The 18,002-nt window shown below is 72.6% G+C and carries 19 protein-coding genes and 1 riboswitch; of the genes, 6 read left to right on the forward strand and 13 right to left on the reverse strand.

All coding sequences use genetic code 11. The annotated features are described in order from the left end of the window. Positions 1 to 28: 28 nt before the first annotated feature. The 6 genes from argJ to ATL41_RS02685 all read right to left on the reverse strand — a co-directional run bounded on the left by argJ (position 29) and on the right by ATL41_RS02685 (position 5,169). Positions 29 to 1,192 (reverse strand): bifunctional glutamate N-acetyltransferase/amino-acid acetyltransferase ArgJ, encoded by a 1,164-nt coding sequence (gene argJ, locus ATL41_RS02660; RefSeq protein ID WP_098457081.1) that lies wholly within the window; start codon positions 1,190 to 1,192, stop codon positions 29 to 31. Then, complete coding sequence (argC, locus tag ATL41_RS02665) at positions 1,189 to 2,238, reverse strand: N-acetyl-gamma-glutamyl-phosphate reductase (protein ID WP_425432649.1); 1,050 nt, start codon at positions 2,236 to 2,238, stop codon at positions 1,189 to 1,191. The genes argJ and argC overlap by 4 nt, the downstream gene beginning before the upstream one ends. Before the next feature lie 79 nt (positions 2,239 to 2,317). Next, positions 2,318 to 3,088: an ABC transporter ATP-binding protein gene (locus tag ATL41_RS02670; RefSeq protein WP_098457083.1), complete on the reverse strand. Its 771-nt coding sequence runs from the start codon at positions 3,086 to 3,088 to the stop codon at positions 2,318 to 2,320. Beyond that, positions 3,072 to 4,070 (reverse strand): ABC transporter substrate-binding protein, encoded by a 999-nt coding sequence (locus ATL41_RS02675; protein ID WP_098457084.1) that lies wholly within the window; start codon positions 4,068 to 4,070, stop codon positions 3,072 to 3,074. The genes ATL41_RS02670 and ATL41_RS02675 overlap by 17 nt, the downstream gene beginning before the upstream one ends. Continuing rightward, positions 4,067 to 4,879 (reverse strand): ABC transporter permease, encoded by an 813-nt coding sequence (locus ATL41_RS02680; RefSeq protein ID WP_245854584.1) that lies wholly within the window; start codon positions 4,877 to 4,879, stop codon positions 4,067 to 4,069. The genes ATL41_RS02675 and ATL41_RS02680 overlap by 4 nt, the downstream gene beginning before the upstream one ends. Further along, positions 4,876 to 5,169 carry a thiamine-binding protein gene (locus ATL41_RS02685; protein ID WP_098457085.1) on the reverse strand — a complete coding sequence of 98 codons (294 nt, stop codon included), beginning with the start codon at positions 5,167 to 5,169 and terminating at the stop codon, positions 4,876 to 4,878. The genes ATL41_RS02680 and ATL41_RS02685 overlap by 4 nt, the downstream gene beginning before the upstream one ends. Before the next feature lie 129 nt (positions 5,170 to 5,298). After that, positions 5,299 to 5,417, reverse strand: a riboswitch (TPP riboswitch). A gap of 98 nt (positions 5,418 to 5,515) precedes the next feature. Here ATL41_RS02685 and ATL41_RS02690 point away from each other — a divergent pair. The 3 genes from ATL41_RS02690 (at position 5,516) to ATL41_RS02700 (ending at position 7,864) form a co-directional block, all read left to right on the forward strand. Next, entirely contained in the window at positions 5,516 to 6,511 is a 996-nt protein-coding gene (locus ATL41_RS02690; protein ID WP_098457086.1) for a quinone oxidoreductase family protein, read from the forward strand. Further along, positions 6,508 to 6,867, forward strand: a complete 360-nt coding sequence (locus tag ATL41_RS02695; RefSeq protein ID WP_245854585.1) for a nucleotide pyrophosphohydrolase — start codon at positions 6,508 to 6,510, stop codon at positions 6,865 to 6,867. The genes ATL41_RS02690 and ATL41_RS02695 overlap by 4 nt, the downstream gene beginning before the upstream one ends. A gap of 103 nt (positions 6,868 to 6,970) precedes the next feature. Then, the gene (locus ATL41_RS02700; protein ID WP_098457087.1) at positions 6,971 to 7,864 is read left to right on the forward strand and encodes a VOC family protein; all 894 of its coding nucleotides are present in this window, start codon (positions 6,971 to 6,973) and stop codon (positions 7,862 to 7,864) included. Between the two features lie 78 nt (positions 7,865 to 7,942). Here the strand turns inward: ATL41_RS02700 and pheT are convergent, their stop codons facing one another. From pheT to infC, 7 genes are all read right to left on the reverse strand, one after another. Continuing rightward, positions 7,943 to 10,498 (reverse strand): phenylalanine--tRNA ligase subunit beta, encoded by a 2,556-nt coding sequence (gene pheT, locus ATL41_RS02705; protein ID WP_098457088.1) that lies wholly within the window; start codon positions 10,496 to 10,498, stop codon positions 7,943 to 7,945. Further along, entirely contained in the window at positions 10,498 to 11,565 is a 1,068-nt protein-coding gene (pheS, locus tag ATL41_RS02710) for a phenylalanine--tRNA ligase subunit alpha (protein ID WP_098457089.1), read from the reverse strand. Before pheS ends, pheT begins: the two co-directional genes overlap by 1 nt. A gap of 126 nt (positions 11,566 to 11,691) precedes the next feature. Then, positions 11,692 to 12,621 (reverse strand): aldose 1-epimerase family protein, encoded by a 930-nt coding sequence (locus tag ATL41_RS02715; RefSeq protein ID WP_098457090.1) that lies wholly within the window; start codon positions 12,619 to 12,621, stop codon positions 11,692 to 11,694. Positions 12,622 to 12,740: 119 nt separating this feature from the next. Beyond that, on the reverse strand, positions 12,741 to 13,565 hold the full coding sequence (locus tag ATL41_RS02720; protein WP_098457091.1) for a TrmH family RNA methyltransferase: 825 nt from the start codon (positions 13,563 to 13,565) through the stop codon (positions 12,741 to 12,743). A 52-nt stretch (positions 13,566 to 13,617) separates the two neighbouring features. Beyond that, positions 13,618 to 14,004 carry a 50S ribosomal protein L20 gene (gene rplT, locus ATL41_RS02725; RefSeq protein WP_098457092.1) on the reverse strand — a complete coding sequence of 129 codons (387 nt, stop codon included), beginning with the start codon at positions 14,002 to 14,004 and terminating at the stop codon, positions 13,618 to 13,620. Positions 14,005 to 14,066: 62 nt separating this feature from the next. Then, positions 14,067 to 14,261 carry a 50S ribosomal protein L35 gene (rpmI, locus tag ATL41_RS02730; RefSeq protein WP_093375536.1) on the reverse strand — a complete coding sequence of 65 codons (195 nt, stop codon included), beginning with the start codon at positions 14,259 to 14,261 and terminating at the stop codon, positions 14,067 to 14,069. Positions 14,262 to 14,359: 98 nt separating this feature from the next. Beyond that, positions 14,360 to 15,253, reverse strand: a complete 894-nt coding sequence (infC, locus tag ATL41_RS02735; protein WP_425432650.1) for a translation initiation factor IF-3 — start codon at positions 15,251 to 15,253, stop codon at positions 14,360 to 14,362. Between the two features lie 268 nt (positions 15,254 to 15,521). On the opposite strand from infC, the gene ATL41_RS02740 reads away from it, so the two are divergent. From ATL41_RS02740 to ATL41_RS02750, 3 genes are all read left to right on the forward strand, one after another. After that, positions 15,522 to 15,971 carry a Fur family transcriptional regulator gene (locus ATL41_RS02740; protein WP_098457093.1) on the forward strand — a complete coding sequence of 150 codons (450 nt, stop codon included), beginning with the start codon at positions 15,522 to 15,524 and terminating at the stop codon, positions 15,969 to 15,971. A gap of 87 nt (positions 15,972 to 16,058) precedes the next feature. Next, a complete protein-coding gene (locus ATL41_RS02745; RefSeq protein WP_098457094.1) occupies positions 16,059 to 17,510 on the forward strand; it encodes a catalase in 1,452 nt (483 codons plus the stop codon). A gap of 120 nt (positions 17,511 to 17,630) precedes the next feature. Beyond that, complete coding sequence (locus tag ATL41_RS02750) at positions 17,631 to 17,993, forward strand: DUF1844 domain-containing protein (protein ID WP_098457095.1); 363 nt, start codon at positions 17,631 to 17,633, stop codon at positions 17,991 to 17,993. Positions 17,994 to 18,002: the final 9 nt, after the last annotated feature.

Consider the following 18,002-nt stretch of genomic DNA (forward strand, 5'->3'; position numbering starts at 1 on the left):
TCTCTCGTGTCGTGGGCGGCCTCGCTCCTCAGGAGGAGTAGGCGCTGTTCTCGTGGACGTAGTCGTGCGTGAGGTCGTTGGTCCAGACGGTCGCCTCGGCGTCGCCCGCGTGGAGGTCGATCTCGACGAGGACCTCGCGCTGCGACGCGAGGTCGACGAGGTCGCGGTCCTCGCCCACGCCGCCGGCACGGCAGACCTGGACGCCGTTGATGCTCACGTCGAGCGTGAGCGCGTCGTACGGGGCGACCTCGGGCGGGACGGTGCCGACGGCCGACAGGACGCGGCCCCAGTTCGGGTCGTTGCCGAAGATGGCTGCCTTGAAGAGGTTGGAGCGCGTGACCGCGCGCGCGACGGCGACGGCCGCCGTCTCGTCGGACGCGTTCCGGACGTGCACGGCGATGTCGTGGCTCGCGCCCTCGGCGTCCGCGACGAGCTGGCGAGCGAGCGACGCGCACACCTCCGTCAGGACCGTGGTGAGCGCGTCCGCGTCGACGCGCACGCCCGAGGCGCCCGAGGAGAGCAGGACGACCGAGTCGTTCGTCGACATGCAGCCGTCCGAGTCGACGCGGTCGAAGGTCCGGGCGGTCGCGGCGCGCAGCGCGGCGTCGGCGTCCTCGGCCGTCACGACGGCGTCGGTCGTCAGGACGCACAGCATCGTCGCGAGGCCCGGGGCGAGCATGCCCGCGCCCTTCGCCATACCGCCGACGACCCAGCCGTCGCCCGCGGCGACGGCGGTCTTCGGCACCGTGTCGGTCGTCATGATCGCGTGCGCCGCGGCGTCGCCACCCTGCGGGTCGAGCGAGGCCGCGGCGGCCTCGACGCCCGGGACGAGCTTGTCCATGGGGAGCCGCACGCCGATGAGCCCGGTCGAGCACACGACGACGTCGCCCGCCGAGACGCCGAGGACGTCCGCGGTGCGCTCGGCCGTGACGTGCGTGTCGAGGAAGCCCTCGGGGCCGGTGCACGCGTTGGCGCCGCCCGAGTTGAGGACGACGGCGTGCGCGACGCCGTCGGAGAGCGCCTGGCGCGACCAGACGACGGGTGCGGCGACGACACGGTTCGACGTGAAGACGCCGGCGGCGACGTGCTCGGGACCGTCGTTGACGACGAGCGCGACGTCGGGCTTCCCGGTGGACTTGAGCCCGGCTGCGACGCCTGCGGCCCGGAACCCCTGTGCTGCGGTGACGCTCACGGCGCGACTCCTTCGACGCTCAGGCCCGTGGTCTCGGGGAGGCCGAGGGCGATGTTCATGGACTGCACGGCGGCGCCCGCCGTGCCCTTGACGAGGTTGTCGATCGCCGTGACGGTGACGACGCGACCGGCGCGGCGGTCGACGGCGACCTGGACGAGGGCGGTGTTGGCGCCGAGCGTCATCGCGGTCGTCGGCCAGGTGCCCTCGGGGAGCAGGTGGACGAACGGCTCGTCCGCGTAGGCGTCCTGCCACGCGGCGCGGATCGCGTCGTCCGGCGTCGCCGGGTCGACGAGGCGTGCGGTCGCGGTCGCGAGGATGCCACGCGACATGGGGACGAGCGTGGGCGTGAACGAGATGGTCACGTCGGGCGCGCCCGCGGTGCGCAGGTTCTGCGCGATCTCCGGGATGTGCCGGTGGGTGCCGCCGACGGCGTACGGCTGGGCGGAGCCGAGCGCCTCGGAGGCGAGCAGGTGGCTCTTGAGGCTCTTGCCCGCGCCGGAGTAGCCGTTCGCGAGGACGGCGACGACGTCTGCCGGCGAGACGAGGCCAGCGGCGACGCCGGGCTGGAGCCCGAGGGTGACGGCGGTGACGTTGCAGCCGGGGACGGCGACGCGGCGTGCGCCGGCGATGCTCTCGCGCTGGCGCGTGCCGGGGCCGGTGATGAGCTCGGGCATGCCGTACGGCCAGGTGCCCGCGTGCGCAGAGCCGTAGTACGTCTCCCAGTCGGCGGCGCTCGCGAGGCGGTGGTCGGCGCCGAGGTCGAGGACGAGGACGTCGTCGGGAAGCCGTGCGGCGATCTCGCCGGACGCGCCGTGGGGCAGCGCGAGGACGACGACGTCGTGGCCCGCGAGGGCCTCGGCGGTCGTGGGTTCGAGCACGCGGTCGGCGAGCGAGCGCAGGTGGGGCTGGTGCTGGCCGAGCGTCTGGCCCGCGTTGGAGTGCGCGGTGACAGCACCGATCTCGACGTCCGGGTGCGCGGCGAGGAGCCTGAGGATCTCGCCACCGGCGTACCCGCTGGCTCCGGCGACCGCTGCTGTGAAGGTCATGCGTATAAACATACACGCTATTGCATAACTCTTCACCCATCCCCGGGGTGTGTCCCCCTATCCTCCCTCAGCGCCCCCGTCACCCGAGGGACGCGAGCACGACGCGACGTGACGCGTCGTGGCCCAGCGCCGCGACATCGACCAGCGCGACGACCCGCCCTGGCCGGGGCGACAGCACGACGACGTGGTCCGCGAGCGCGACCGCCTCGTCGACGTCGTGCGTCACGAGCACGACCGCCGCGCCGTCCCCGAGGACCCCCTCCTCCCGGTGTGCGGCAAGCCACCCGTTCATGTCGCGGCGGGTGATCGGGTCGAGCGCGCCGAACGGCTCGTCGAGCAGCAGCACCTGCCGCCCGGCGAGGACCGTACGTGCGAGCGCCGCACGCTGACGCATCCCGCCCGACAGCTCGTGCGGCCACGACCGCTCGAAGCCCGCGAGGCCGAAACGGTCGAGCAGGCCGCGCGCCGCGTCGGTCGCTTCCCGGCGCGACGTCCCGCTCACCTGAGCGCCGAGCGCGACGTTCCCCAGGGTGCGCCGCCACGGCAGCAACGAGTCGCCCTGCGGCATCCACGCGACGTCGGGCCGCCCGTCGTCGCCGTGCGGGAGCCGGACGGCGCCGCCGTCGACCACCGTCCCCGCGACCGCGAGACCCGCGAGGATGCGCAGCAGCGTCGACTTGCCGCACCCGGACGGGCCCACGACCGCCGTGAGCCCGCCACGCGCGACCCGGAACGACACGTCCGCGAGTACGGCGCGACCGCCGAGCGACACGCTCAGCCCGCGGACCTCGACGCTCCCCCGCCCCTCCGCGGTCCCGAGGTCGGGCCGGACGTCAGCCGAGGAGGTCATCGGTCCACAGCTCCTCCGCCGTCAGGCCCGGCTCGACGAGCCCCTCCTCCTCGAGGAATGCGAGGAACTCCCGCCACACCTCCGGGTCCTGCCAGCCCCAGGGCTTGCCTGGCGCCGTGATCTCCGCTGCGAGGTACGCCGCGCTGAGCGACACGAGCTCGCGGTCGAGCTCCGGGACAGCCTCCAGGAGCGTGTCGGCGGCCGCCTGCGGGTCGGCTACCGCGTCCTCGTAGCCGCGTCCGACCGCCGCCACGAGCTTCTCGACGACGCCCGGCCGCTCGGCCAGCACCGTCTCGGACGTCGCGAGCAGCGGCGTGTACCAGTCGGGGATGCAGTCCGTGTGGTCCGCGAACGGGATGGACGCGACGTCGAGACCGTCGACGTCGCGCAGCCTGATCGTGTCCCAGCCCTCGAAGACCCATGCCACGTCGAACTGGCCCTGCGTCAGCCCGACCCGGAAGTCGTCGCTCACGAGCGGGGCGAGCTCGACCGCGTCCGGGTCGCCGCCGTCGCACGCCACGAGACGACGCACGAGCGCCTCCTCGAGCGCGCTGCCGTAGCTGCCGTACGTGCGCCCCGCCAGGTCGCGCGGACGCCCGATACCCGCGCTGCTCAGGCCGATGAGGCTCGACGTGTTGCGGCGCAGGACCGCAGCGACCGACACGACGTCGGCCCCCTTGGCCCGGGCCGGGACGAGCGCCTCGGCGACGGAGTACGCGACGTCCGCCTGGCCCGCCGCGACGAGGCTCAACCCCGACGCCTCCCCCGGCTCGACGATCGTCACGTCGAGCCCCGCCTCCGCGAAGTAGCCGCGGTCCTGCGCGACGTACAGGCCGAGGTGGTTCGTGTTGGGCGTCCAGTCCAGGACGACGGTCACAGGCGTCAGGTCGCCCTCGACCGCGCCGCTCTGCGGCGGCGCCGCGCAGCCGGCGGACAGGGCGATGAGCGCCGCGGTGAACGCGGCAGCGGTACGAGCTCTCATGCTGGTCTCCTTGCGAGCAGGTGGGTTCCGGGTTCGCGCCGCTGCCACGGCAGGGCGGCGCGCGACGCCGCGTCGACGATCACGAACAGCAGCGCGGTGAGCAGCGCGACGAGGGCGACCGCGACGAAGATGCGGTCGACGTCGTACCCCTTGCGGGCGCGCTGGATGAGGACGCCGAGGCCGCTCGTCCCAGCGAGATACTCCGAGACGACGGCGGCGCCGACGGCGTACGTGGCGGCGAGCCGCAGCCCCGACAGGGCCCCGGGCAGCGCGGCCGGCGCTCGCACGAGCAGCAGCACCTGGCGGCGCGTGCCGCCCAGACCGCGCAGGACGTCGCCAAGCTCCCCCTCAGCGTCGCGCATCGCGCCTGCCGCCGCGACGAGCACGGGGAAGAACACGGTGAGCGCGACGAGCACGACCTTGGGCGCGAGCCCGACACCACCCCACAGCACCATGAGCGGCGCGAGCACGACCGTCGGCACGGTCTGCGTGAGCGTGAGCAGCGGCAGCAGCGCCCGGTCGAGCCAGGGCGAGGCCGCGGCCGCGAGCGCGAGCGCGCTGCCTGCGAGGACTCCGAGCACGAGACCGAGGAGTGCCTCCGTCATCGTCGTCGTGACGTGGTCTTCGAGCAGCGGGGCGAGCCCGACGGCTGCGGACACGACCTGGCTCGGCGCGGGGAGGATGAACGCCGGGACGTCCCCGACGCGGACGGCCACCTCCCACACGACGACCAGGCCGGTCGCGAGCACCGCCGGCGGCCACGCACGCGCCAGCAGGTCCGCACCCGGGCGCGGGGCGACGCTGCTCACGCCCGGAACTTCGCGACGAGGTCCTCGATCGTCGGGCCGTCGTCGTCGGCGCCCTGCCCGACCTTGATGTGGCTCGTCACGCCGCGGGCGCCTGCCGCGAGCGTTGCCTCGTGGACGCGTCGCAGCAGCGCCCAGACCTCGTCGGGGCTCCCCTGCACGGTCGTGCCCATCGCACCGACCTCGTGGACGAGACCCGAGTCCTGGATGACGGCGATGGCGGGGTCGATGTGGGCGTAGGGCTGGTCGGCCGTCCCGGCGGGGCGGGGCGAGACCTGGATGTGTGCGAGCACTTCTTCGCTCCTCGAGCTCGAGGGCGCCGCCGCGACGGGCGCGCGCACGACCGTCGCGCGCCGACGAGGCGCGCCGCAGCACGCGTCGGCGAGGACGCGAGCAGCGGGACGGTTCGAGCAGACAAGGTGCCGACGGCACCGACGCATCCCTCCGCTGGCATTACCCAGTTCAGGTTCGCGGGTCGGCGGCTCGGGTGGTCTCCCATCCGCCCTCTCAGCTTGGTGCACCAAGCTCCCCGGCGTTTCCCCGTCAACGTATCGGCCGTGCTCGCACGCCGCGACCGTCGTCTCGCGATCCGGGACCGCCGCGTCGACCCGGACGCCCGACGGGTGGTTGGCTGGGGTGATGAGAGCGATCGAAGCCGTACGCGCAGGTGGTCCCGAGGTCCTCACGCTGGTTGAGCGTCCCGCGCCGGACCCAGGTGCGGGCGAGGTCGTCGTCGACGTCGCGTTCGCGGGCGTGAACTTCATCGACACGTACCGCCGCTCGGGCGTCTACCCGGCGCACTTCCCGCACGTGCCCGGAAGCGAGGGTGCGGGCGTCGTCAGCGCCGTCGGACCTGGAGTCACGGACGTCGCGGTCGGCGACCGCGTCGCCTGGGTCGACGGCCCCGGCTCGTACGCCGAGCAGGTCGTCGTCGCAGCAGACCGCACGGTCCCCGTGCCCGACGGCGTCGACCTCGCGACCGCGGCCGCACTCATGCTCCAAGGGCTCACCGCGCACTACCTCGTCGACTCCAGCCACCCCGTCGGCCCCGGCGAGGACGTGCTCGTGCACGCAGGCGCGGGTGGGGTCGGCCTCCTCCTGACGCAGCTCGCCGTCGCGCGCGGCGCGCGCGTCATCACGACCGTCTCGACGGAGGCGAAGGCCGAGCTCTCGCGCGAGGCGGGCGCGACCGCCGTCGTCCGCTACGACCAGCTCGACGACCTCACGGCGCAGCTTCCCGAAGCCGTCCGCGCCGTCGCCCCGGAAGGCGTCCACGCGGTGTACGACGGCGTCGGCCGCACGACGTTCGACGCGTCGCTCGCCTCCCTGCGGCCGCGCGGCATCCTCGTGCTGTTCGGCGGAGCCTCCGGCCAGGTGCCCCCGTTCGACCTGCAACGGCTCAACTCGGGCGGCTCGCTGTTCGTCACCAGGCCCACGCTCGGCGACCACGTCGCGACACGACCCGAGCTGCTGCGTCGGGCCGACGAGCTGTTCCACGCCGTCCGGCTCGGGGCCCTCAAGGTCCGCGTCGGCGGGACGTACGCACTCGCCGACGCGGGTGAGGCGCACCGGGCGCTCGAGGCGCGCGAGACGACGGGCAAGCTCGTGCTCGAGGTCGGCGGGGAGGCGCTGTGAGCGTCGAGGCGGGCGGCTTCGACGACCTCGTCGCGGCCGTCCGGGACTTCTCGGAGGAGCGCGGCTGGACGCCGGTGCAGACGCCGAAGAACCTCGCCATGGCGCTCACCGGGGAGGCGGGCGAGCTCGCGGCCGAGCTCCAGTGGCTCGGCTCCGACGAGAGCGTCGACGCCGTGCGCACCGACCGTGAGCTGCGCGAGCGCGTCGCGATGGAGATGGCCGACGTGCTCATCTACCTCGCGCGCCTGGCCGACGTCACGGGGATCGACCTGCTCGACGCCGCCCGCCGCAAGCTCGCGGTCAACCACGGGCGCTTCCCGGTCGGCTCGGCGCCGTCGCGAGCGCACGACGGGTGACGCCAGGCGCGCGAGGGACACCCGCCGGGACCGACGGGCACCGTCGTCCGCTCTGGGAGGTGTCACCGTGGGCCCCTCACGACGCCGAGCGCATGCTCGGAGCATGACGACCACGATCACGCCGAACATCTGGTACGCCGGCGACGCCGAGGAGGCTGCCGCCGCCTACACGGCCTTCTTCCCGGACAGCCATGTCGTGCAGACCGTCCGCTACCCCAGCGAAGGACTGCCCGACTTCCAGAAGGACATGGCAGGCAAGGTCCTGACGATCGACCTCGTCGTCGGGGGCCTGCCCCTCACGCTCATCAACGCCGACGCGACCTTCCGCCCGAACCCATCGATCTCCTTCATGGTCAACTTCGACCCGTCCCGGGACCCCGAGGCGCGCGAGCACCTCGACGAGCTCTGGGCGCGCCTGGCCGAGGGTGGCCGCGTCCTCATGGAGCTCGGCCAGTACCCGCACAGCCCGCGGTACGGCTGGGTCGAGGACCGCTTCGGCGTGTCCTGGCAGCTGATCCTCACGAACCCCGACGGCGACCCGCGCCCGTTCGTCCTGCCGACCTTCCTCTTCGGCGGCCCCGCACAGAACCGCGCCGCCGAGGCCAGCGCCTACTACCGGGAGGTCCTGCCCGGCTCCCACGAGGGTGCCACCGTCCTCTATCCCGAGGCCCTTGGGCCCGCCGTCGCCGGGTCCGTCATGTTCAGCGACCTCGTGCTCGCCGGCACGTGGGTCGCCATGATGGACGCGGCCGCCGAGGTGGACCACACGTTCGGCGAAGGCGTGTCGCTCGCCGTCACCGCCGCGGACCAGGCCGAGATCGACCGGCTCTGGGCGGCGCTGTCCGCCGTCCCCGAGGCCGAGCAGTGCGGGTGGTGCAAGGACCGGTTCGGCGTCTCGTGGCAGGTGGTCCCCGAGAACATGGGCGAGCTCATGGCGCACCCGGGGTCGTACGAGCGGCTCATGCAGATGAAGAAGATCGTCGTCGCCGAGCTGTGACCGGGCACCCGCGCGCGGGCGCGGGAACGACAGCGGCCCGACCCCGCCGGAGCAGGATCGGGCCGTCGGCGCGAGAGGTCAGCGCAGCTGGGCGCCGAGCTTCTTGCCCGCAAGCTTGATGACGCGGCCGCGGATCTCAGCCGTCTGCTCCGCCGTCAGCGTGCGGTCCGCACCACGCAGGCGCACCGCGACCGCGACCGACTTCTTGCCCTCGCCGACCTGCGGGCCAGTGAACACGTCGAAGACGCGCACCTCCTCCGCGAGGTCGCCGACCGCCTTCACGACGACGGCGCGCACCGCGCCAGCGGCCACGTCCTGGTCGACGACGAAGGCGAAGTCCTCCTTCGCGAGCGGGAACGTCGACACCGGCACGGCCTGGACGGGGTCGGTCGGGGCGGCGGCCACGATCGCGTCGAGGTCCACCTCGAACGCGGCAGACCGGCGCGGCAGGTCGAGGCGCTCGAGGACCTGCGGGTGCAGCTCGCCGGCCCAGCCGACGACCTTGCCCGACGGCAGCTCGAGACGCGCACAACGGCCCGGGTGCCACGGCATGCGGGACGTGTCGTTCGCCGTCGTGAGCTCGACGCCGACCGTGCGGGCGACGAGGCGCACAGCCTCGACCGCGTCCTCCCAGCCGGCGGGACGGCCAGGCCCCCACCAGCCCGCGCGCTCGCGCGCACCAGCGAGGAAGCCCGCCGCGTGGCGCGGCTGGTCCGGGACGGCGGCCGCGAGAGCCTCGAGCTCGTCGGCCGTCGGACGGCGGCCGCCCGGGAGCTGCGGCGCGACGGGCGCGCCTGGGCGGGGCTGCGTGACGAGCCCGATCTCGTAGATCGCGAGGTCCGTCATGCCGCGGCCGACGTTCCTTCGCGCGGTGCCCAGGAGGGTCGTCAGCAGGTTCGTGCGCAGCTCGGGAGCCTCGTCCGAGAGCGGGTTCGCGAGTCGCACGGCCTGGCGCCGCGCGTCCTCGGCGTCGAGGCCGAGCTCGTCGTGCTGCGCCGTCCCCACGAACGGGTACGACAACGTCTCGACGAAGCCGGCCTCCGCGAGGGCGCGCGCGACCGAGCGGCGCGAGCGCTGCGCGGCCGTGAGGCCGGTACCGGCGGGGGCTGCGGGGACGATCGACGGGATGTTGTCGTACCCGTCGATGCGCGCGACCTCCTCGACGAGGTGCTCGGGGGCCTCGATGTCGGGTCGCCACGACGGAGGCGTCACCTGGACGGCCTCGCCGTCGCCGTCAGCCAGCTCGCAGCCGATCATCGTGAGGATCTCGGCGATGCGCTCACGACCGTGGTCCACCCCGGTCAGGCGCAGCGGCTCGGACCACGGGAACGTGATCGCGGGCGTCGCCGGGACCGCGTCGAGGTCCGAGACGGCAGGGTCGGCGGTGCCGCCGCCGTGCTCGACGAGCAGGTCGACGACGCGCTGCGCGGCCACGCCCGGCAGACGCGGGTCGACGCCGCGCTCGAACCGCTTCGCAGCCTCCGACGGGATCTTGTGCCGGCGCGACGAGCGCGCGATCGTCACGGGATCGAAGTGCGCGGCCTCGACGAGGACGTCGGTCGTCGTCTCGGACACCTCGGACACCTGCCCGCCCATGACGCCCGCGAGCCCCTGGACGCGCGAGCCCCGAGCGCCGTCGGGCGAGTCGGTGATGAGGAGGTCGCCCGGGTCGAGCGTGCGCTCGACGTCGTCGAGCGTCGTGAAGCGCTCCCCAGCCGCCGCGCGGCGCACGACGATCGGCGCGGAGACCTTCGCGAGGTCGTACGCGTGCAGGGGCTGACCGAGGTCGAGCATGACGTAGTTCGTCACGTCGACCGCGAGCGAGATCGGCCGCATGCCCGCCTGCGTGAGGCGCTTCTTCATCCACTCGGGCGTGGGCGCGCTCGGGTCGATCCCCCGCACGATGCGCGTCACGAAGCGGTCGCAGCCGACGACCCCGTGGACAGGAGCCACGTCGTCGACCTCGACGGCGAAACCGTCGGTCGTCGCGGCGGGCGTCTCGCGCAGGCCGGGGTCGGTGAACGCCGCTCCCGTCGAGTGCGAGTACTCACGGGCGACGCCGCGCATCGAGAAGCAGTAACCGCGGTCGGGCGTCACGTTGATCTCGAGCACGGACTCCCCCAGGCCGAGCAGCTCGACCGCGTCCGTCCCGTTGGGCTGCCCCGTGAACCCGAGCCGGTCGAGCACGATGATGCCGTCGTGGTCGTCGCCGAGGCCGAGCTCGCGCTGCGAGCAGATCATGCCGTCGGACACGTGCCCGTACGTCTTGCGCGACGCGATCGGGAACGGCCCAGGCAGGACCGCGCCGGGAAGCGCGGCGACGACGCGGTCGCCCGCGGCGAAGTTGTGCGCGCCGCAGACGATCCCGCGCGGGACGGTCGGCTGGCCGTCGTCGTCGAGCACGTTGTGCTCGCCGACGTCGACCTGGCACCAGTTGATCGTCTTGCCGTTCTTCTGCTCCTCCTTGACGAGGGAGACGACGGTCCCGACGACGAGCGGTCCCGTGACGGCGGGGCCGTGCACGGCCTCCTCCTCGAGACCGACGCGGACGAGGTCGGCAGCGAGCTGCTCGGCGGTCAGGCCCGCCGGGAGCTCGACGTGCTCAGCCAGCCAGTCGAGTGCGATGTTCGGCATCAGAACCCCATTCCGAACTGCGTCGAGAAGCGGACGTCGCCCTCGATGATGTCGTGCATGTCAGTGATCCCGTGACGGAGCATCAGGGTGCGCTCGAGGCCCATGCCGAACGCGAAGCCCGTGTACTCCTCCGGGTCGATGCCCGCAGCGCGCAGGACGTTGGGGTTGACCATGCCGCAGCCGCCCCACTCGATCCAGCCCGCGCCGCCCTTCTTCTGGGGGAACCACAGGTCCATCTCCGCAGACGGCTCGGTGAACGGGAAGAAGCTCGGGCGCAGGCGCGTGCGCGCCTCGGGGCCGAACATCGCGCGGGCGAACTGGTCGAGCGTGCCCTTGAGGTGCGCCATCGTCAGGCCCTTGTCGACGGCGAGGCCCTCGACCTGGTGGAAGACGGGGGTGTGCGTCGCGTCGAGCTCGTCCGTGCGGAACACCTTGCCCGGGCACGCGATGTAGATCGGGACGTCGCGCGAGAGCATGGTGCGCGCCTGCACGGGCGACGTGTGCGTGCGCATGACGAGGCCCGAGCCCGCGCCGTCAGCCTCGGGGCCCGCGACGAAGAACGTGTCCTGCATCTGGCGCGCGGGGTGGTCCGGCCCGAAGTTGAGCGCGTCGAAGTTGAACCACTCGGCCTCGACCTCGGGGCCCTCGGCGATCTCCCAGCCCATCGCGACGAAGAAGTCCGCGACCTGCTCCGAGATCAGCTCGAGCGGGTGACGAGCACCTGCAGCGACGCGGTCCGTCGGGAGCGTGACGTCGACAGCCTCGGTGACGAGGACCTGCGCCGCGCGCTCGGCCTCGAGCTCCTCCTGGCGGGTTGCGAGCGCCTTGGCGAGGCGGCCGCGAGCCGGGCCGAGAAGCTTGCCGGCGGTCGCCTTCTCGGCGGGCTCGAGCTGGCCGATCTCACGGTTGGCGAGCGCGAGGGGGCTGCGGTCCCCGGCGTGGGCGATCCGCACCTCCTTGAGCGCCTCGAGGTCAGCAGCCGACGCGACGGCGGCGAGAGCCTCCGTCAGCGCCGCGTCGATGCCAGCGGCGTCGAGCGGGGACAGGGGCGTTTCTGGCGTGGACATCCGTGCCTTCCGGAACCGGAGCGAGTGGGATCGTCGATCATTCTACGAGGCCCGGACCCCGGATCCGCGCCCCGTCCGCACCCGCGCGCGGCCCGGCGTCGAGCGGCAGGCCGCGCGGGGCGGGCGTCAGAGCGCGACGATGCGCCAGCCGACCTCGTGGCTCTCGCCCGGCTCGAGCAGCACCAGGTCCGTGCGCGAGTTGAACGCGTCGGGCGGGCACGTCATGGGCTCGACGGCGAGGCCGCTGCGGAACGCGTCGCCTGGCCCCTGCGGGGTGTGCACCTGCAGCCAAGGGCTGCCCGCGTCCCACTCCATCGCGACCCCGGTGCCCGACGGCGAGCGCACCTCGACGCGCCCCTTCCCGTCCTCGAGGACGAGGCCCGTGTAGGCGTGGTCGATGAAGGTGTCGCCGACGGGGCGAGGCGCGCGGAAGTCGAGCCTGCCGCCGTCGTACGTCGCGACGTCGGCGACGCCGGTCGGGACGAGACGGTCAGGCGTGACCGTGAGCACCTGCTCGGCGGGGATGCGGACCTCCCAGTCGTCGACGGGCTCGGGCCCTGCGACGAGGTACGGGTGCGGGCCGGTGCCGTACGGCGCGCGGCCGGTGCCGACGTTCGTCGCGCGCACGGTCCAGCTCAGGCCCTCGGCGGTCAGCGCGTACGTGACCTCGCAGCGGACGCGGAACGGGTAGCCGGCCTGCGGCGCGATCGTGTGGGCGAGCGTCACCGACGCCTCGTCGCCGGCGACGACGCTCCACTCAGCCCATGCGCCGAGGCCGTGCAGGGCGTGCCCGCGCTCGGGCTCCGTCAGGGACAGGACGTAGGTGTGCCCGTCGACGTAGTAATGCCCGTCGACGACGCGGTTGGGCCACGGAACGAGGACCGCGCCGCGGTACCCGGGCCGGACGTCGTCCTCGCCGTACGGCGTCACGAGGGGGCGGCCGTCGTGCTCGAGGACCCGCAGGCTCGCGCCCACGGAGGCGATCACGGCACGGTAAGGGCCGCTGGTCAGGATGTGTTGCGTGCCCGAGGCGGGCACCGTCGCGTCGTTGCTCACGTGAACATCTAAGCGCACCGCGCGGCTCTCGCGCGCAGGGCCGAGGGTACGTCCGTGGTCCGTAAGGCCCTTAGCGTCGAGCGCGGCTCTCGCGCGCAGGGCCGAGGGCCCTGTACGGGTCAGCGCTGGGCGCGCGCGGAGCCGTACAGGCACACGGTCGCGGCCGTGGCGAGGTTGAGCGACTCGGCGCGGCCGCGGATCGGCACGCGGACGACCGCGTCCGCGCGGTCGCGGTCCTCAGGACGCAGGCCCCAGGCCTCGTTGCCGAACACCCACACGGTCGGCGCAGCGAGGTCGGGCTGGCCTGCGCCGGGCGCTCCGACGACGTCGAGCAGGTCGTCGAGGTCGTGCGGGCCGACGCCGTCGGCCGCGAGGACCGCCATGCCGAGACCGCGCACCGTCCCGAGCACGTCGTCGTACGACGCACCCGCGACGACGGGCAGGTGGAAGAGCGAGCCCGCGGTCGAGCGCACGACCTTGGGGTTGAGCACGTCGACGCTCTCCCCGGCAAGCACGACGGCGTCGGCACCGGCCGCGTCGGCGGCCCGGATGACCGTGCCGGCGTTGCCGGGGTCGCGGACGTTGAGGAGGACGGCGACGAGCCGCGGGTCGCGTGCCGCGACGTCCTCGAGGGAGGCGCGGGGGTGGTCGAGGACGGCGACGAGGCCCTGGGCGTCGGGGCTCATCGCGTCGAGCACCTCGTCGGAGCCGGTGCGGAGCGTGATGCCCGCGTCGTGGGCCGCGTCGACGATCTCGGTGTACCGGTCGGCCGCTGCCTGCGTGAGGTACAGGTCGCGTACGAGTCGCGGTGCGTGCAGCACCGCTTCCCGGACGCCTTGCGGCCCTTCGACGAGGAAACGGCCGGTGCGCGAACGCGCAGAACGCCCGGACAGTGCCCGTACCGATCGCACCCGCTCAGCGCGGGGGTTGATCAGCTCGGGCATGTCCGGGCGTCCTGAAGCTGCGAAGCGCGCGACGTCTCGAAGGACGTACGGCTCAGGCAGCAGCCTTGGGGGCGTTGACGTCGGCCGGGAGGGCCTCCTTCGCGACCTTGACCAGCGCGTTGAACGCGTTCGCGTCCGTCACGGCGAGGTCAGCGAGGACGCGACGGTCCACCTCGACACCAGCAGCCTTGAGGCCCTGGATGAAACGGTTGTAGGTCATCCCCTCGGCGCGGACCGCAGCGTTGATGCGCTGGATCCACAGCTTGCGGAAGTCACCCTTGCGCGCCTTGCGGTCGCGGTAGGAGTAGACCATCGAGTGGGTGACCTGCTCCTTCGCCTTGCGGTAAAGGCGCGAGCGCTGGCCGCGGTAACCGCTGGCCCGCTCGAGGGTTGAACGACGCTTCTTGTGGGCGTTGACTGCCCGCTTCACGCGTGCCACGTGATGCTCCTTGGTTCTCGGGGCTCACAAGCTCCTTCAGGGCGCAAGACGCGCCCCGAGGGTCACTTGCCGAGCAGCTTCTTGATCTTGGGGGTGTCGGCGGCCGAGACGACCTGGTCGGCGCTCAGGCGGCGCGTACGACGGCTCGACTTGTGCTCGAGCAGGTGGCGCTTGTTGGCCTGCTCGCGCATGACCTTCCCGGAACCGGTGATGCGGAACCGCTTCTTGGCACCGGAGTGCGTCTTGTTCTTCGGCATGGCTGCCGTGTCTCCTCAGGGTCGGTCGTGCGCCGGGTGGCGTACGACAGTGTCGGTCGGGGCCTCACGTGCAGGCCCCGCTCGGTGTGCAGGTCTCGTCACTCGCTCTTCGGCGCAGGCTTGGGAGCGGGCTTCGGTGCAGGCCGGGCAGGCTTGGCGGCCGCCGGCTTCGGGACGGAAGGCTTGGGCGTCGCGGCCGGCTTGGGGCTGGCGGCGGGCTTCGGCGCGGCTGCGGGCTTGGCCGCAGCCGGCTTGGCGGCGGCAGGTGCAGCCTCGGCGACCGGAGCAGGCTCGGCGGGCGCGGGAGCCTCGGGCGCGGCCTCCGCGGCGGGTGCCTGCTCGCCCTCCTGGCGCGGGGCGCGGCGGGTCTCCTCGCGCTTGCGGCGCTGCTCGCTCTTGGCCTCGGCCTTCTTCTTGACCGGACCGAGAACCATGGTCATGTTGCGGCCGTCCTGCTTCGGCATGCTCTCGACGAAGCCGAGCTCGGCGACGTCGTCGGCGAGACGCTGCAGGAGGCGAACACCCATCTCCGGGCGCGACTGCTCGCGACCACGGAACATGATCATGACCTTGACCTTGTCGCCTGCCGACAGGAAGCGCTCGACGTGGCCCTTCTTCGTGCCGTAGTCGTGCGGGTCGATCTTGAGGCGGAAGCGGATCTCCTTGAGGACGGTGTTGGCCTGGTTGCGCCGGGCCTCACGCGCCTTCATGTCTGCCTCGTACTTGAACTTGCCGAAGTCCATGAGCTTGCAGACCGGAGGGCGCGCGTCAGGCGCGACCTCGACGAGGTCGAGGTCCGCCTCCTGCGCCAGGCGCAGCGCGTCCTCCACGCGGACGATGCCGACCTGCTCCCCGTTGGGGCCGACAAGCCGGACCTCGGGGACGCGGATCCGATCGTTGATGCGGGGCTCGCTGATGGAAGTCTCCTCAGAACTCGGTGGTGTGCACAGAGACGAAGAAGGCCTCCGTCCCTGCGAGCAGGAGGAGGCCATCACATCCGTCTCGGGGGCACGGTGCACCCACGAGCGAGCGGACGCGACGAGGCGACCGCTCTGGACCGGGACCCGGTCCCTGTCGGCTGCGAGGCAGCTCGGGCGGGACCTAGGTGGGATGTTCTCCACTTGCTCTCGGCGCGTGCGCAAGCACGCACCGATCAGTCAGGGACCAACGTTACCACACGACCGCGCACCGTCCGGCACGGGCGGATCAGAACCGTTCCGTTACTTGAACGATTCCAGAAAAGATGCTTGACTGCAGGTCATGAGCACCTCGACCCACGCACCCGACGACGTCGCAGCCCAGCTGCGCGCGGCCGGCCTGCGCGTGACCGCGCCCCGCATCGCGGTCCTGGAGTGCCTGCGCGCCTGTCCCCACGCCGACGCCGACACCGTCCTGACCCGGGTCCGCGAGCGTCTCGGTTCCGTCTCCGTCCAGGCCGTCTACGACGTCCTGCACGCGCTGACCGAGCGCGGGATCGTCCAACGGATCGAGCCCGCCGGCCACCCCGCGCGCTACGAGGTGCGCGTCGGCGACAACCACCACCACGTCGTCTGCCGCTCGTGCGGCGCCGTCGGCGACGTCGACTGCGCGACCGGGCACGCCCCGTGCCTCATCCCGAGCTCGACGCACGGCTTCACGATCGACACCGCCGAGGTCATCTACTGGGGCACCTGCCCCGCCTGCCGCGACGCCGGCACCACGACTGCCTGACCCACCCCGCCCCCGGCGAGCAGGCTCGCCGGGCATCGCCATCCAGGCGCACACCACAGAAGCCCGCAAGGGCAGAAGGAGACACCCGTGACCGAACCGACCTTCACGACCAGCCAGACCGGCACCCCGATCCCCTCGGACCAGCACTCCCTGACCACCGGTCCCGACGGCATCACCGCCCTGCACGACCGCTTCCTGGTCGAGAAGCTCGCCTCCTTCAACCGCGAGCGCGTGCCGGAGCGCAACCCCCACGCCAAGGGCGGCGGCGCCTTCGGCCGCTTCGTCGTGACCGAGGACGTCTCGCGCTTCACGAAGGCCGCCGTCTTCCAGCCCGGGTCCGAGGTCGAGACGCTCCTGCGCTTCTCGTCCGTCGCCGGCGAGCAGGGCTCCCCCGACACGTGGCGCGACGTCCGCGGCTTCGCTCTGCGCTTCTACACGACCGAGGGCAACTACGACATCGTCGGCAACAACACCCCGGTGTTCTTCATCCGCGACGCGATCAAGTTCCCCGACTTCATCCACTCGCAGAAGCGCACGGGCGCCTCCGGCCTTCGCGACGCCGACATGCAGTGGGACTTCTGGACGCTCTCGCCCGAGTCCGCCCACCAGGTCACGTACCTCATGGGTGAGCGCGGCCTGCCGCGCTCGTGGCGCCACATGAACGGCTACGGCTCGCACACCTTCTCCTGGGTCAACGGCGAGGGCGAGCAGTTCTGGGTCAAGTACCACTTCAAGTCCCGCCAGGGTGTCGAGGCCATGTCCAACGAGGAGGCGCAGCACCTCGCCGGCACGGACGCCGACTACTACCGCCGCGACCTGTTCGAGGCCATCGAGCGCGAGGAGTTCCCGGTGTGGGACCTCTTCGTCCAGGTCATGCCGTACGAGGAGGGCAAGACCTACCGCTTCAACCCGTTCGACATCACGAAGACCTGGTCGCACGCCGACTACCCGCTCATCAAGGTCGGCGAGCTCACCCTCGACCGCAACCCGCAGAACTTCTTCGCGGAGATCGAGCAGGCGGCCTTCTCCCCGTCGAACCTCGTGCCGGGCATCGGCATCTCGCCCGACAAGATGCTCATGGGCCGCGTGTTCGCCTACCCGGACGCGCAGCGCTACCGCATCGGCGCCAACTACAACCAGCTGCCGGTGAACATGCCGCACGCCGCTGAGGTGCGCAACTACCAGCACGAGGGCCAGATGCGCTACCACTACGCGCCCGCCACGATGCCGGTCCACGCGACCAACTCGGTGGGCGGCCCGGCCGCCGACGGCGCTCGCGCCGGCGAGGTCTCGTGGGAGACGGACGGCGCGCTCGTCCGTGCGGCCCAGACGCTGCGCTCGGACGACTCGGACTTCGGTCAGGCGGGCACCCTCTACCGCGACGTGTTCGACGAGGGCCAGAAGGCGGCCTTCCTCGAGACGCTCAAGGGCCAGGGCGCCGGGATCACCGTCCCCGAGATCCGTGAGCGGTTCTTCTGGTACTGGGGTCAGGTCGACGCTGGCCTCGGCGAGCAGCTGCGGGCAGCCCTGAGCGCCTGACACCTGTCCTCTCCCGAGCCCCGGCTCGGACCGCAGCCCCGCACGCGACCCGCGTGCGGGGCTGCGTCGTCTCACTCACCCCGTGCGTTCTCGGCCCCGCACGTGGGAGACAATGGAGGCATGACGAACCCCTCTCCCCAGGCCAGCCCGAGCGACGACGCCGCGCAGGCCACCCGAGACATCGCCGACGTCGCAGCCGTCGAGGTCATCACGACCGCAGCGGTCCACCTCATGAGCGCGGCTGCCGTGAAGTGCGGCCTCGCCGAGGGCGAGGAGGACCTCATGGATCTCGACGAGGCCCGCAAGCTCATCACCGCCCTCGCCGGGCTCGTCGTCACGTCGGCCCCCGACATCGGCAACCAGCACGCCCGCTCGCTGCGTGACGGCCTGCGCTCGCTGCAGCTCGCGTTCCGCGAGGCGAGCGTGATCCCGGACGCCCCGGGCGAGGGCCCGGGCGAGAAGCTCACCGGACCGGTCTACTGAGACCAGCCA

The organism is Flavimobilis soli, from assembly GCF_002564025.1.
GTDB classification, from domain to species: domain Bacteria; phylum Actinomycetota; class Actinomycetes; order Actinomycetales; family Cellulomonadaceae; genus Flavimobilis; species Flavimobilis soli.